Below are 14,254 nucleotides of genomic sequence, written 5' to 3'. Positions count from 1 at the left end.
GCTCACACACCACGATCATGGCCCGTTAGCCGTCTGTGTTAACGTCCGGCGCGCTCGGTCAGGCCGCGCAAGGCGGACATGCCACGACGGCGCAACAAATCGGCATCTTCCGGGCCGTCAATAATTTCCAGCAATCGGACAATCGCCATCAAATGGCGCTGGGCATTGGCATAATCAGGCGGCTCTAGCCGCGCCATGCCATCAATCCCGGCGCGCCCCACCTGATTAAGTTTCTTTTTAATTTCAACCACCGCTTTGGTTGCCGAGCTTTGGGCGGCAAGAATATGCGAAATACTGGCCGTTTCAGCAATCGCCTCGGCCGAATGTTCGGCGGCCAAAACCTTTTCCGCATCAAATGGCTGGGAAAACAAGGGCGGTGCCAGCCCGCCGCGCGGGGCAGGCCCCCGTGGCGGCTGGGGCAGGGCTTCGGTCACGCGCTCGGGGCTGGCACCAAACATGGTATTGGCAATCGCCTGGCTGACCCGGCGGCGTGTACCCAGCAACCGCTCGCCCCACGGGCCATCCTTGCGAATGCTTAGCTCGCGGGTAATGCGAACAAATTCCGATGCGTACCAGCGGGCCAGTTGCAATATCTGGTGTTCGTCCTTGCCGCTGCCAACACCGCGTTCAACTTCGGTGACAATTTCCGACAACATATCGATCACCATGTCGCCGGCACTGGCAAGGTTGGTGCTGCCCAGCGATCGGTCATCGGACTTGCTCGACAAAACCCGGATCACTTTAAACAGCTCGCTTGGCCGCAACAGCCGCATTAAAATTGCGGTCATGAACTGGCTTTCATAGCCGGGTTTTTCGGCCGATACTTCGATAAATTTTTCGCGCAGCCACACCAGATCCGAATTGCTCAAACTGCGGATCGGGGCCGAGGGAAAGCGCAGCCGCATATCTATAACCGGCTCGGCCACACGCAGCATTCTGGCAATGATCGCCATCGATGGTAAATGCACCCGCGATCCCAGCCGGGTCGCCAAAGCACGCTCCTGCTTTACCCCCTGCTCGGAAATCCGGATCTGCTCTTCGATACAGCGCGACGCTTCGCCCCATAACCGGCGCTCGGAACTAAAAATACGGGATTTGTCATTGGCTTCGGCCCCGGCTTCCAAATCCTTGCAGGCCTTGTGAAATTCGGCCGAGGCACTTTCGCAGACCACATTCCAGATCGGCACCAGCGACTGGCGACTGATGCGCAGGCCCCGCTCGCTTGGCGGTTCCGATGTCAGAAGGTCTTCAAACGGGGTGCAAAATTGCCGCATCGGGGTGGGGTACCGTTCCGGCTTTAACGATGCCAGACGCGGGCGTAAAATTTTCAATATCTGGTCATGGGGCAGGGGCAAACGCGGCGCGTTGCGATCACTTTCAATCGCGCGGGTAAATTTTGTTATTTCCGCGGTACTAAGCGAATCAAACAATTGCTCCAGCTGCGAAATAGAAGGGCCATTCTTGCTGGCTACCGTCATCCCGAGGACTCCCGAAACCGTTCCAGTTGCGTGACCATGTCGGCATCCATGTCGCCAGAGCCCAGTTTACGCACTTCTGCTGCCCACATCACCTGATTAACGCGGATATCGGTCCAGAAGCTGTATTCTTCCGTTTCAAGTTCAGCAATGGGAATGACCGGCAAAAAGCTGGCCAGTTCTTCCAGGGCATCGCGTTGCTCGGTCCGGTTTACCTCGGTTGCGGCACGCCAGCGCGCAATCAGTTCCTCCCACCCGTCAAGCAACCACCATAACCGGTCAATGCTGCGTTCTATTTCGCGCCGGGCCTTGGGCCAGTCGCGCAAAACAGCGCCAATATCATTGTTCCAGCGGTCAATCGTGCGCAACCAGCGCACCGCATGGTCATAAGTCGCTCCGGCACCGTTGATAACGTGGCTGGCCATAAACCGGATATTGGACATTTCCGAGGTCGACCATTCTTCCAGCTCACTTGATATGCGCCGCAACCCGTTGACCAGATCGCGCAACGGGCCCGAACATCCCTCAATTGTCAGGCCCACCGGGGCTGTCAGGATGCTCCATTGTTCCAGCGTATCCACCACAGACTGGTTTTTTGTCCCGGCATCGCGGGCAAAACGGTCCAGGGCGGCACGGGCGCGTTTTTGGCCGTCAGGCGTTGCAAGATCGGTTATTTTCATATCCTGCACGCCCTCGCCGCCAAGTTTAAGCAAGGCCTGATGAACCAGGGTCAGTTGCCCGGTATCACGGCTAACCTGCTCAATCGCTGTCTGCCGTTCGGCTTCGCGGGCCAAACGAATACCGCCAACGCCGGTTTGGGCAATGTTGCGGGCAGCTCGGCGCACAAGTTCCGGGTTCGGCTTTGAAACCGGGGCCAACTCGTCAAACAGCATGCGGTCATGCACCGACAGATCAAAAATCTGCCGCATGGTTTCAAGCGGCATTTCATAGGTGCCAAGCCCGCCAGACAAGCCCGGCAGGTTTATCACCAGTTTGTTATAAGGGTCGCGGACCACACGGGCAAACCGCAACGGGCGTGTCGTAAAGGGTGTTCTGACCCCGCGTGCCTCAAATGTCGTTGGCAACGCCGATAACGGGTCAGGTTTCCCCGTAAGACTGCCCCTTGCATCGCCTTCGCCCCGTCCACTGTGCTGCTGTTCTTTGCTCATTCCGCCTATCGATCAGCCTTTTACAGGGGGCATCACCCCAACCAACAGTATAGCTCGACCCTGTTTTCAAGGTTACCCTCTTTAATTTCGAGACTATATTTCATCAAAGCCGCCGCCCCTACAACCCTGTTCCCGTTGAAAAAGAGAAACCAGCTACATCTTTTTGAAAACGGGCGATCAACATGGCAAAACCGGTCTGGCAATCGTGTTAACCTGGCAGGGAACAAATGGCTGTTTTCTGCTGGTGCCGTGCCGGTCATCTCGTAAAAAGTGCGCAGCGCACCGCAACAACCCCTGATGATTGAAAGGTGCGCGGGAGCACATATTTTCAGAAATGACAAATTTCGAAAAAGGCCCGGATTCGCCATCCGGGCCTTTAAATACTGGTGCGCCCGGCGGGATTCGAACCCACGGCCCCCAGATTAGGAATCTGGTGCTCTATCCTGCTGAGCTACGGGCGCGCAAACCTTGGCAAGGTCGATCTGACTTAGCAGGTTCATTCCCGCGGATCAATTCTTCGATGCCCGTCTACCACAAATTCATCGCCAAAAAGGATCCACCCCGAAAGGCAAAACCCGGCTGATATGTTTTATTCGCACCTGCGAAAGGCTCCACACGCCCAACCGGGCAAAGCGCCTCCGTTTTCGGCAGGGCCCTGCGATGCCGAATGAAGGTCGCCTGTCCGCGCCTGCCTGCAATAATCGCGCCTTAAAACAGGGCTTTCACCGGCACCGTATATGTCAGCGACAGCACCTCGGCACCGGGGTTTCGATCGCCAATATCGGCATTGGAAATATGGGCAAACCCCAACCCGACCCGCGATTTGTCATCAAACCGGTACGACACCTCAACGCCAGATCGAAATTCAATCCAGTGCCCCAGATCTTCGCCGTCGCCATGATGATACGCCCCGGCAGAGCTGTAAAACGATGTAGCAAAATGTGCGTTCCACAAAACATCGGCCATTAAGCCGCCATAACCGTGAACGTCCCCGTCCGATGTTACCATTACCCCGCCAATCGGGCGTAAAAAGCCCAACAAGGCGTGATTATCGCGGTAATCAAGCCGCATTTCCGCCGCTGCGTCATCTGCGGTGATGTTGAAAATGCCTGTCGAAAAACCAAGTTGCGCAACATCGTTGCGACTGTTCGAAAATTCCTGTGCCTGACAGGTTCCGATCATAAAAAAAGCGGCCATGCAGGCCAGTATCACCTCAAACCGTATGCGCATCAGTTTCCCCATCGTGGATTACTTTATTGTAATATTATCAAAGCAATCCGGTCAGGCAATATTCCAGATGCAAAAAACGCATTATACCCGTTCTCCATAGGGATCATTCATGAAGAACGGGTCAGGCGCAGGAAGCACCCAATGGCCGGTTCCGGTCGCCGAAATTCGGCCTTAGCTGTATTCGGGGCGCGCGGCAAACAAATCGGTTGCGCGAACCAGTTCACGGATCGTGCCTGGTTCACTTGCCGCATGACCGGCATCATCGACAATCACCATCTCGGCCTCGGGCCAGGCGCGTGCCAAATCAAACGCATTTACCGGCGGACAAACCAGGTCATAGCGGCCCTGAATGATGGTGGCGGGCAAATGGCGAATTTTATCAATCCCGGTCAGCAACGGCACGTCGCCAAAGAAACCCAGATTTACAAAATAATGATGCTCTAACCGGGCCAGCGCCAGGGCGATTTCATCCCCTTCAAAGCTGTCAACCAACCCGTCATCGGGCAACAATGTGCAGCATCTTGCCTCAAAGCCGCTCCAGGCGCGGGCCGCCTGGCAGGCGGCATCATCGCCATAATCACCGGCAAAATAGCGGCCATATATATCCAGAAGTGCTGCAGCACCGGGGTTTTGCGTTAACCCGACAGCCGCGAGAAACTGCTGGTGCGCCTCGGGTTGAAAATCGCCCATGCCAGCCATAAACCAGTCAATTTCCGACGGGCGGCATAAAAAGATGCCGCGCAACACAAACCCCAGCGCGCGCGCCGGGCAGGCCTGCCCATATGCCAACGCCAGTGTCGAGCCCCACGACCCGCCAAAAACCAGCCATTTCTCTATTTTGCGGTCAACCCGCAGGGCTTCGATATCGCCGATCAAATCCGGCGTTGTATTATTTTCAAGCGACCCAAACGGGCGCGATTTACCGGCCCCGCGCTGGTCAAACAGGATCACGCGGTATTTTTTCGGGTTAAAATAACGCCGATGGTTGGGCGATATACCCGCCCCCGGCCCGCCATGCAAAAACACAACCGGAATGCCATCGGGGGTGCCGGTTTCTTCCCAATAGATTTCATGGCCATCGGGCCGTACCAGCCAACCCGAATCCCGTGTTTCTATTTCTGGATACAGCATGTTTAGAACCCCTGAAAATAGTCAAACCGTGTAAAAATTGGCATCGCGCCGGGCAAATCACCCTCGCGGCGACCCCGCATCAGGTATTGTCGCGCCGATCAGGGCCAAGACACAACCACGATAACGCGGCCAGCCCGATATAAGGCCCGCCGCGATTTTCAATGGTGCCACGCACAATAACCGTTCGCCCCACCCAGTCCGCAGGGTTTATTCCGGCCTGCGTCAGGGTTTCGACCTGCTTCTGGTCCAGGGCAATGGTAAAATCATGGTGCCAGTCCACCCCGAAATTTAAATAAAGACGGCGTTTTTGCTGCTCAACCGACACCGGCTTGCCTGTCACCACAGCAAAAAGCCCAATGCCGTTTTTCACATCAACCGCCCCGTTATCCCCCGGGTCATCCCCCTTGCCTGCCCGGTTGGCGACATCGGCATCATTCACCAAGGGGGCGTAAAAATTATACGACGCCCCCTTTTTGTTGCCCGCCTGCCCGGTGCGTGCATCAGGCAAGGCCCACATTCCGCGCTGGGCACGCCGGGCAATCGCCTCGGTTCTGGCAAGGCGGGTTAGCATGTTCTGGCGCTGCCATTTTACCGGTTCACCCGGCTGCGTTTCACCCCTTGGTAACCGGGGTAACATCAGCACGGCATCTGGCGCAATATCCGTCGCGGGCAGCATCATCGCCAGCCCGTTTGCCAGCAGATGGTCCTGCAACAATGCCCCGTCGGCTGTCACAAAATAGGCCGGAAGGCGCGGGTCGTTCGCACCATCCGGGCGGCCATCCTTTGCCTTGCTGGTCATCTGTGGCCCGCCCGGCACGATTACGGCCACCACATCGCGGTAATTTTTGCGCAAATATGCCAAGGCGCGATCTACCATTGGCGGCACAATCGCAATATCGCCCAACCGCAACGGCTTGTTTTGCAGCATGGCGGGGCCATCTTTAATCAATATATCGTCGATTCCGTCAGGCCGCATCAGGGATACGGGACTGTAAATTACAAAATCCACCATATCGGCCCGCGCCTCTTCCCCGGGCAATATAACGCCACACTGGGCAATGCCCGCCCCGCTCTCCTCGCCCTCATCACTCACGGGCACAGCCGCCGCCGCCAATTGCTGTATTTTTTGGTTAAACCCGGCTGTGCGCGCCGAACTTTTCAACCCTTGGGGCGTTACATTTTCATCTTGCGACACAGACTGGTATAATACCCCGCCAGATATTCCCCCAACGCCTTGCGCCATGGTGCCGGAATATCCAAACAGGGTGATCATCAGCCACGCAACCACAAAAGCACAACCGGGGCACACGACAGACTTGAACATAAAACGGGAACTTTGCCCCCACAGGCCCCTAAAACGCACGCGCGCACCCACGACGATTGATTGCAATCGCAACACACGGTACGAAAACAACCTGGGCACATGCCTGCATGGCGGGCGCACACACTTTAAAAAACGGAACAGGGCACCATTCCCTTGTTGGATATTCCGGCCCCTTGCCGGACCAAAGCGGAGGATACGACATTGACAGGTTGGCTGCACATGCGCAAAGCACGAACACTATCGTTATGGGCCGCAATCGGACTGATGGGCGGGCTGGCGGGCTGTTCGACCAACCCGGCAACCGGCGAAGATACCTTCACCGCCTTCATGCCCCCGGCACAGGAAGCCGAAGTTGGCGCCGAAGAACACCCGAAAATCCTCAAGGAATTTGGCGGCAGCTATGATGCCAAGGACCTGCCTGCCTATGTCACTGAAATTGGCAACAAACTGGCGGCGGTGACCGAAACCCCCAACCAGAAATTCACCTTCACAGTGCTGGATTCCCCTATCGTCAATGCCTTTGCCCTGCCCGGTGGTTATGTTTACGTCACCCGCGGCCTGCTGGCACTGGCCTCGAACGAGGCCGAACTGGCCGGGGTTCTGGCCCACGAAATTGGCCATGTTGTGGCCCGCCATTCCGCCCAGCGTTACAGCCGGGGCGTTCTGACCCAGGTTCTGGCTGGCGGATTGTCGGCCGCCATTGGCAGTGGGGCTGGCGATGTGATTGGCATGGGAGCCAATGCCTATATGCAGTCCTTTTCGCGCGAACACGAATTTGAGGCCGACAAACTTGGCGTGCGCTATCTGTCGCGCGCCGGATACGACCCGGAGGCCATGGCAAGTTTCCTTAAAAAGCTGCGCGCCCATTCGCAATTGCAGGCCGAACTGGCCGGTCGGTCGCCCGATGATGTTGACCAGTTCGACATTATGGCGACCCACCCGCGCACGCTGGACCGCATCGAACAGGCCCGCGTTGCCGCCAACACCCCGGTATCGGGCGCCCCGCGCCTTGAAGCGGTTAAATACATGACCGAAATTGACGGGATCATGTATGGCGATGGCCCGGAAAACGGCTTTGTCCGCGGTGCCAAATTTATCCATGTCCCGCTGGATTTCTATTTTGAAGTCCCCGACGAATTTTCCATGATCAACCAGCCCGACGCCGTGGTTGCCCAGGATAATCAGGGGGCGACCATCATTTTTGAAGGTGCCCCGGCGGCGGCCCAAAGCAACCCCAGCGCCTATTTACAGCGCGGCTTTTCCAAATCGGTGCAACTGCGCGACATTCAGACGATTGATATTAACGGCCAAAAAGCCGCAACCGGCTCGGCCGATGTATCGCTTAAATCCGGGACAAAAGCCCGTCTGCGGGTGGTGGCCATTGTACATGGCAAAGCGGCCTTCCAGTTTTTGTTCCTGATACCGCTGGACCGGGCAGACAGCTATAACGTTGCCCTGCGCCGCACCACATACAGCTTTCGGTCGCTAACCGCGGCCGAGAAAAAGAAATATCACGCCCTGTCGATCAAGGTGCGTGCGGTGAACCCCGGCTATACCGTCGATACCTTTGTTAAATCGATGGCGGTGGATCGCCGGCCCGAGGAAACCTTTGATGTCATCAATGGCATTGAAAATGGCCAGCTTCCGCCCGAAGGATCGCTTGTGAAAGTGATCAGGGAATAAATACAGTCGGCCCCATACAATCAAAAGCCCCGTCAGTTCAAATCGAACTGACGGGGCTTTTGTATTTCATCTTCCATAGCGGGGCGCACGATCAGACATGGGGAAAAAGGGGTTCATACCAAATCTCATTGATCGAAACCGATCAATAAGCCCCTCAATCGGCGGACGGGCTCAAGAAGCCTTTGCCTTCTGCGGCACAAGCCGCGCAGCGCCGTCGTGCCGCACCATTTTTCCATGGGTCAACCTCATGGAGAAATGGTTTCAGCTTTCAATGCGATCGACAATTTGTCCGTTTTGTCCAATGGCCGCAGCCACCAGCTTGCCGCCGCGCCCGGCACCGCCGTCCAGCGACAGGGTATATTCACGCTCCGAAATACCTGGCGTATTGTTCGACGCCCCGCGAATGATGCGCGTGCAATCATAATAACGTTCGGTAATTGCTTCAAACATCGACGCCCCCCACCAGAAGGTATCGGTTTGGGCCGTCAATGCGCGCGAAGAATCCAGCCCGGCATGAACAAAAATCAGTGACCCGTCGCTAACATAGGCCGCATGTTTCAAATCGGCCATCAAGGCGCCATGGCCACTGTGGCGACGCAAGGCATCGCTGAGATGGCCGGTCCATTGTGAAATAAGATGTGCGCCCTGGCGCATGGTGGCCTGCACCGTGGCGGGGTTAAAGCCATAGGCACGCACAATGCCCGCTGCCCCGCGTGACAACATCCACTCAAAAACTTCACCGGGATTGGGTGCAAACTGCAATTGCTGCAATTTGGTCAGCATTTCTTCGGCGGCACCGCGCAAAAACACGATATCAGCCAGATCGACCCCGTCCTGCGCGATGAAAAACCGGCGAAACAGCAAAACCTCGTTCACGGCGGCAACCACATTGTCACCCGGGCCATCGCCCCAGTAATTGCCGGTATAAACCAGCCGGTCACCGGCACGAATTTTACGCGCCAGCTTGGCATGCACCGCCTGTAATGCCGCGATATCGCCATTTACAGCCCCGACGACCCAAATACGGTCGGCAGGTTTTAACGACGCCAGAACGGCAACTGCTTGCGCCATGACATGCTCCTGATAAAAAACCGGTCCAAGAATAATACCCGGACCGGCTTTAAGAAAGTGTATGCTGTTGGTCTAACCGCAAATGCGGATCAGGCAGCTTTTTGCAGAAGCTTTTCCAGCTTGCCCGATGCCTTGTCCTTGTCGATCTTTTCGATCGCGGCCAGTTCATCTACCAGGCGCTCGAACGCAGCTTCGTAAATCTGGCGTTCGGAAAAGGACTGTTCGGGCTGGGTGGCCGAACGGTGCAAATCGCGGACAACTTCAGCAATCGAAACCGGATCGCCGGAATTGATTTTTGCTTCATATTCCTGTGCGCGACGCGACCACATGGTGCGCTTAACCCGCGCACGACCACGCAGGGTAATCAGCGCTGAATCCATTTCCTTTTTCGAGGAAAGTTTTCGCAGACCAGAGTTGCCCACCTTGTTCACCGGCACCCGAAGGGTCATGCGGCTGGATTCAAAAGTGATCACATAAAGGCGCAGTTCCTGACCTGCAATCGCTTGGGTTTCGAGGCCGTCAACACAGCCAACACCATGCGCAGGGTAAACAACAAAATCGCCAATCGTAAAGGGCAACTTATCCGACATCAAAGCTTCCTTCCGGCCCTAAGGGCCTGGTCATTTAAAATACCTTGGTCCCAACAACGCGAAGGCACCTTACGACCATGCTTTTGGCTTAGCCGCGGTAACAGACAGGTAATAAAACGGAAATCCGACAGTGCGGAATGGAGCCTGCCGAGCCCTCAACGCGAAGAAGGATCATAACACAACTGACCGGCCGTTCACAGAACTTTTCTGTGCGGCCGGTTCAATGCTGCCATGCGCGGAACATCGCTCCACGCTAATTTAAAGATCCTGCGCGCGGGAAAACCGGTCAGTCGCCGGTGCCCGGAGCTTCAGACAAAAGCTCGGCTTTGCCGGGCTTGCCATCCCATTCTGCCGCATCTGCCGGTGCATCGCCCTTGCGGGTAATATTCGGCCAGATTTCGGCAAATTTGCGGTTAACTTCAAGCCAGTTATCCAAATTCGGTTCGGTATCAGGAATAATGGCTTCGGCCGGACATTCGGGTTCGCAGACACCGCAATCAATGCATTCATCCGGGTGAATAACCAGAAAGTTTTCACCTTCATAGAAGCAATCGACGGGGCAAACCTCGACGCAGTCCTGATACTTACACTTGATGCAGTTTTCTGTCACCACATAGGTCATGGTGTCACTCCGTACAGGTTGCGGGGCCAGTGGCGGCTGCGCCCACCGTCGGCCTGTTTCTCTCTCTCGGCCATTGGTTATCACGCAGGGATGCTGTGTGCAACTCCATTAAAACACTACTTTTTACCGTAGTATTCCCCATGACTGTGCCAGCCGTACCAATGTTCAAAACGGGGCATCATTTTGTAATTATTGTTAAAATCCGACACCCCATCGTAAAATAAATTTGCATGACCAGCCCAAAATGAGCGTTGCAACAATTGCAATTCAGATGCCCTTAACATACTGTTTGCTTCCTTCAATGGCCGCAGAGCCATGTTTTGGGGTGTGGATAGCGGAGGCTGGCCTGACGAATGCAAGGCTCCAGTGGCAAGATCGCCTGTCTTTCAAACAGGCGCGCGCCGCTGTTATTATAACTTTGCTGATTGGTGTGGCCTTCAGTGCGCTCCAGATTCTCTGGGACCTGCACGGAGAACGCAACCAGATTGACCGAACTGTTAATCAGGTTCTGTCGACCGTGCGGGAATCGGCGACCCAGGCGGCCTATGGCCTTGACGAAACCCTTGCCGAACGCGTGGTTTCCGGGCTTTTTGAATACGAACCGATATACATTGCCCGCCTGCGCGATGATTTTGGCAATGTGCTGGCCAAACAGGAACGCCCGCAAGCGTCCTCCAGCCTCAGTTGGCTGACCAGCTGGATGTTTGGCGATAACCAGCATTATGAAATTCCGCTGACTATCGGCGACTCCACTGATCTGGTCGGGTATCTGGAAATAGATGTTGATACCGGCGTTATTGCCGCAGGCTTCATCAACCGGTCCGCCATGATTTTGGCCTCGGGCTTTGTCCGCAACTTTTTGCTCGGCGTTGCCCTGACGGTATTTTTCTATATCGCCCTGACCAAGCCTTTGTTGCGTCTGGTCCATTCCCTGCGCCAGGTGGACCCGGCCAGCCCGGCCACCACCAAGGTCGATATTCCCGCCCACCATGCTGCCGATGAACTGGGGCTTTTGGCCCGCTCGGCCAATGGTTTGCTGATGGAAATTGACGATAACCTGTGGCGGCTGCGCGAAGCAGAACAAACCCTGCGCGAACGCGAAAGCCGCCTGCGCGGCATCATGCAAAATGTGGCGGACGGGATTTTAAGTGTCGATTCCGAATTTCAGATTTTGCAATGCAATCCCGCCTGCCTGCAATTGCTGCACCTGCCCGAAGACGCCGAACTGATCGGGCAAAACCTGCATGATTACGTGGTCGATGCATCCCGGCTTAATCTGGCACAGCTTCTTGACCAGACCACCCCGGAAAATGACCGTTTTCGCCCGGTTCTGGACCGCTCGATCGAACTGGTCTTGCGCTGTGCCGATGGCGGAAAAATCCGCGTCGCGGCGGTTTTTCGGCCCATGCAATATGATGACAGCCTGCTTTACACCGTGGTGTTTCACGATGTTACCGCCCAGCGCCGCTACGAAGAGCGGCTGGTCTATATGGCCAATCACGACCCGTTAACCGACCTTCCCAACCGTTCCATGCTCGAACTCAGCCTGCGCGATGCCCTGTCGCCAAACACCGATAACAGCCGCCATGCCAGCAATATCGGCACCGCGCTGGACGGCACAGCCATGGGGACCGGCAAGGGCGACGTGATGCCGTTATTAACGGCAACCGCCATGCTTTTCATCGACCTTGACCGGTTCAAACTGGTCAATGACAGCCTCGGGCATGATTTTGGCGACCTTTTGTTAAAAGAAGTCGCCACCCGCTTGCGCAGCGTTATTCGTCGCAGCGACACGCTAGGCCGTTTGGGCGGCGATGAATTCCTGATCATTATCCCGCAGCTAAGCGAAACACAGGAAGCCGCGACCCTGGGGCAAACTGTGCTGGATGCGTTTTCGCCCGCCTTTGAAATTCGCGGACGGCAATTGTTTGTCGCCCCGTCCATCGGCATTGCGCTCAGCCCGGCAGACGGCGATGATTTTGCCACATTGATGCGCAACGCCGATGCCGCGATGTATAGTGCCAAGGCACGCGGCGGGGGCACCTATCATTTCTTCACCAAAATGATGAACGAAAGTGCCGTCGCCCGCCTGGCGATGGAAAATGACCTGCGCGATGCCATCAAACGCGAACAGTTCGAGGTTTATTACCAGCCCAAGGTTCATCTTTCGACCGGGCGCTTGTCCGGTCTGGAGGCCCTTTTGCGCTGGAACAGGCCCGGGCGCGGCTTTGTTTCGCCAATGCAGTTTATTCCCATCGCCGAGGAAACCGGCCTGATCGGCAAAATCGGCGAATGGGTTTTGCGCCGGGTGTGCCAGCAGATTATCGAATGGGATGCCCAGGGGGTTGCCCCGGTGGTGGTCGCGGTTAATTTATCGACCCGCCAGTTAATCGAAGGGCGCATCACCGAAACCATATCGGGCATCTTGCAAGAAACCGGCGTTGCCGCCTCGCGGCTGGTGCTGGAAATTACCGAAACCGTGATGATGCAGGGCATGAACCGCGCCGTCGCCATTTTAACCGAAATTCGCCGGTTGGGCATCCAGATCGCGATTGACGATTTTGGCACCGGCTATTCATCGCTAACCTATTTAAAACGCTTGCCGATCAATTCAATCAAGATCGACCGGTCCTTTATCCGCGATATCACCACCGACCCCGACGACGCCGCCATCACCAACACCATTATTTTGATGGGCCGCAATCTGGGCTTGCGCGTGATCGCCGAAGGGGTTGAAACCACCGAACAGCTTGAGTTTTTACGCGCCCATGATTGCGACGAGATACAGGGTTTCCTGATTTCAGAACCGCGACCGCCCGCCGAAATTGCCATATTGATGGAACAACTGGAACAGGCGTGACGATCTGCCCTATAATGGCCAAACCGTTTGAACACGCCACACGCCAAAACTGTTTTCGACCAACCCGCTTTGTGCGGCACCATTTTGAGGATACCATGTCGCATCCCCGTTCCGTTTTACTGGTTGATGACAGCAAATTTGCCCGGCTGCTGGTCAAGGCATTTATCCAAAGCCGGTTTCCGGCCTGGACCATTGACGAGGCCGTCGAAGCCGGCGAAGCCCAAACCATGGCCAACACTCGGCCCTATGATTATTTCATCATCGACTTTAACATGCCGGGTAAAAACGGGCTGGAACTGGGCGGCGACATTCGCCAGCAGCACCCCCAATCAACTGTTGCTTTGCTAACGGCCAATATCCAGCAAGACATCCAGAACCAGGCCGAAGCCCTGGGCATGGATTTCATTGCCAAACCGCCCACCCAGGATAAAATCACCGCCTATTTTTCCGCGCGGGAACAGGCCCATGATTGATTTATCCGACCTTGAACGCGATACCATTACCGAACTGATCAATATTGGTGTCGGTCGTGCTGCGGCGTCGCTTTCGGAAATGGTCGATCAGCGGGTAGAATTAACCGTGCCGTCGATCAGCTTTGTTCAGCGCTTTTCCGACGCCAACCTGATCGCCGCACCGCACGAAGTGGTGTCCGCCGTCACCCAAAGCTTTAATGGCCCGTTCAAGGGCGATGCCCTGCTGGTGTTTCCCGAAAGACGCAGCCTGGAGCTGGTGCGCAGGCTTTTGCAGGTTGATGTGCCCCTCGACAGCCTCAGCGACCTTGAACAAGAAGCCCTGATGGAGGTTGGCAACATTATTCTCAATGCTTGTCTGGGCAGCATTTCGAACGTATTGGGGCACCCGATTAACTGTTCGATGCCGGTTTTTCGCAAATGTGAAACCCGCAACCTGATGCCCGATTACAGCCCGGTCGATGCGCCCGATGCCGAAACCACAGCGCCATTTCTGCTTATTCTTCATGTGCAGTTCATGCTGCGTGAAAACGATATCGACGGATATGTGTTATTTGTCATGGATCTGGACTCGATTCAGACCCTAAAACAAATGGTTCAGCGCTATCTGGCGCACGCCTTAAGCTGAT

At 55.8% G+C, this 14,254-nt stretch carries 12 protein-coding genes and 1 tRNA gene; 4 read left to right on the top strand and 9 right to left on the bottom strand.

From position 1 onward, the window contains the following. Positions 1 to 38: 38 nt before the first annotated feature. The 6 genes from TMES_RS04055 to TMES_RS04030 form a co-directional block, all read right to left on the bottom strand. Positions 39 to 1,478, bottom strand: a complete 1,440-nt coding sequence (locus TMES_RS04055) for a hypothetical protein (RefSeq protein WP_085579575.1) — start codon at positions 1,476 to 1,478, stop codon at positions 39 to 41. Continuing rightward, positions 1,475 to 2,644: a hypothetical protein gene (locus TMES_RS04050; RefSeq protein WP_085579573.1), complete on the bottom strand. Its 1,170-nt coding sequence runs from the start codon at positions 2,642 to 2,644 to the stop codon at positions 1,475 to 1,477. Before TMES_RS04050 ends, TMES_RS04055 begins: the two co-directional genes overlap by 4 nt. A gap of 384 nt (positions 2,645 to 3,028) precedes the next feature. After that, positions 3,029 to 3,105: transfer RNA gene (locus TMES_RS04045), tRNA-Arg, on the bottom strand. Positions 3,106 to 3,352: 247 nt separating this feature from the next. Beyond that, positions 3,353 to 3,874 (bottom strand): acyloxyacyl hydrolase, encoded by a 522-nt coding sequence (locus TMES_RS04040; RefSeq protein WP_085579906.1) that lies wholly within the window; start codon positions 3,872 to 3,874, stop codon positions 3,353 to 3,355. Positions 3,875 to 4,045: 171 nt separating this feature from the next. Next, entirely contained in the window at positions 4,046 to 5,005 is a 960-nt protein-coding gene (gene pip, locus TMES_RS04035) for a prolyl aminopeptidase (protein ID WP_085579571.1), read from the bottom strand. A gap of 79 nt (positions 5,006 to 5,084) precedes the next feature. Continuing rightward, positions 5,085 to 6,278 carry a hypothetical protein gene (locus TMES_RS04030; protein WP_158091181.1) on the bottom strand — a complete coding sequence of 398 codons (1,194 nt, stop codon included), beginning with the start codon at positions 6,276 to 6,278 and terminating at the stop codon, positions 5,085 to 5,087. A gap of 270 nt (positions 6,279 to 6,548) precedes the next feature. Between TMES_RS04030 and TMES_RS04025 the strand changes: the two genes are divergently transcribed. Beyond that, positions 6,549 to 8,012, top strand: a complete 1,464-nt coding sequence (locus TMES_RS04025; protein ID WP_085579567.1) for a M48 family metalloprotease — start codon at positions 6,549 to 6,551, stop codon at positions 8,010 to 8,012. A gap of 261 nt (positions 8,013 to 8,273) precedes the next feature. Here TMES_RS04025 and TMES_RS04020 read toward each other — a convergent pair whose 3' ends face one another. From TMES_RS04020 to fdxA, 3 genes are all read right to left on the bottom strand, one after another. Continuing rightward, positions 8,274 to 9,083 carry a hypothetical protein gene (locus tag TMES_RS04020; RefSeq protein WP_085579565.1) on the bottom strand — a complete coding sequence of 270 codons (810 nt, stop codon included), beginning with the start codon at positions 9,081 to 9,083 and terminating at the stop codon, positions 8,274 to 8,276. Between the two features lie 89 nt (positions 9,084 to 9,172). Beyond that, positions 9,173 to 9,673 carry a CarD family transcriptional regulator gene (locus TMES_RS04015; RefSeq protein ID WP_085579563.1) on the bottom strand — a complete coding sequence of 167 codons (501 nt, stop codon included), beginning with the start codon at positions 9,671 to 9,673 and terminating at the stop codon, positions 9,173 to 9,175. A 286-nt stretch (positions 9,674 to 9,959) separates the two neighbouring features. Further along, complete coding sequence (gene fdxA, locus TMES_RS04010; RefSeq protein ID WP_085579562.1) at positions 9,960 to 10,295, bottom strand: ferredoxin FdxA; 336 nt, start codon at positions 10,293 to 10,295, stop codon at positions 9,960 to 9,962. A gap of 325 nt (positions 10,296 to 10,620) precedes the next feature. Between fdxA and TMES_RS04005 the strand changes: the two genes are divergently transcribed. The 3 genes from TMES_RS04005 to TMES_RS03995 all read left to right on the top strand — a co-directional run bounded on the left by TMES_RS04005 (position 10,621) and on the right by TMES_RS03995 (position 14,253). Beyond that, positions 10,621 to 13,155, top strand: a complete 2,535-nt coding sequence (locus TMES_RS04005) for an EAL domain-containing protein (RefSeq protein ID WP_245835195.1) — start codon at positions 10,621 to 10,623, stop codon at positions 13,153 to 13,155. A 95-nt stretch (positions 13,156 to 13,250) separates the two neighbouring features. Then, a complete protein-coding gene (locus TMES_RS04000) occupies positions 13,251 to 13,628 on the top strand; it encodes a response regulator transcription factor (protein WP_085579902.1) in 378 nt (125 codons plus the stop codon). Beyond that, complete coding sequence (locus tag TMES_RS03995) at positions 13,621 to 14,253, top strand: chemotaxis protein CheC (RefSeq protein ID WP_085579560.1); 633 nt, start codon at positions 13,621 to 13,623, stop codon at positions 14,251 to 14,253. Before TMES_RS04000 ends, TMES_RS03995 begins: the two co-directional genes overlap by 8 nt. Position 14,254 lies beyond the last annotated feature (1 nt).

This window comes from Thalassospira mesophila, from assembly GCF_002115755.1.
Taxonomy (GTDB): Bacteria; Pseudomonadota; Alphaproteobacteria; order Rhodospirillales; family Thalassospiraceae; genus Thalassospira; species Thalassospira mesophila.
Note: the sequence above shows the minus strand (reverse complement) of the source record. Positions and strands in the feature narration are given on the sequence as shown.

What these genes read in the sequence shown, in the direction of transcription:
- TMES_RS04055 (WP_085579575.1), bottom strand. Translation starts at nt 1,478, where the DNA reads ATGACGGTAGCCAGCAAGAATGGCCCTTCTATTTCGCAGCTGGAGCAA.
- TMES_RS04050 (WP_085579573.1), bottom strand. Translation starts at nt 2,644, where the DNA reads ATGAGCAAAGAACAGCAGCACAGTGGACGGGGCGAAGGCGATGCAAGG.
- TMES_RS04040 (WP_085579906.1), bottom strand. Translation starts at nt 3,874, where the DNA reads ATGCGCATACGGTTTGAGGTGATACTGGCCTGCATGGCCGCTTTTTTT.
- pip (WP_085579571.1), bottom strand. Translation starts at nt 5,005, where the DNA reads ATGCTGTATCCAGAAATAGAAACACGGGATTCGGGTTGGCTGGTACGG.
- TMES_RS04030 (WP_158091181.1), bottom strand. Translation starts at nt 6,278, where the DNA reads ATGATCACCCTGTTTGGATATTCCGGCACCATGGCGCAAGGCGTTGGG.
- TMES_RS04025 (WP_085579567.1), top strand. Translation starts at nt 6,549, where the DNA reads ATGCGCAAAGCACGAACACTATCGTTATGGGCCGCAATCGGACTGATG.
- TMES_RS04020 (WP_085579565.1), bottom strand. Translation starts at nt 9,083, where the DNA reads ATGGCGCAAGCAGTTGCCGTTCTGGCGTCGTTAAAACCTGCCGACCGT.
- TMES_RS04015 (WP_085579563.1), bottom strand. Translation starts at nt 9,673, where the DNA reads ATGTCGGATAAGTTGCCCTTTACGATTGGCGATTTTGTTGTTTACCCT.
- fdxA (WP_085579562.1), bottom strand. Translation starts at nt 10,295, where the DNA reads ATGACCTATGTGGTGACAGAAAACTGCATCAAGTGTAAGTATCAGGAC.
- TMES_RS04000 (WP_085579902.1), top strand. Translation starts at nt 13,251, where the DNA reads ATGTCGCATCCCCGTTCCGTTTTACTGGTTGATGACAGCAAATTTGCC.
- TMES_RS03995 (WP_085579560.1), top strand. Translation starts at nt 13,621, where the DNA reads ATGATTGATTTATCCGACCTTGAACGCGATACCATTACCGAACTGATC.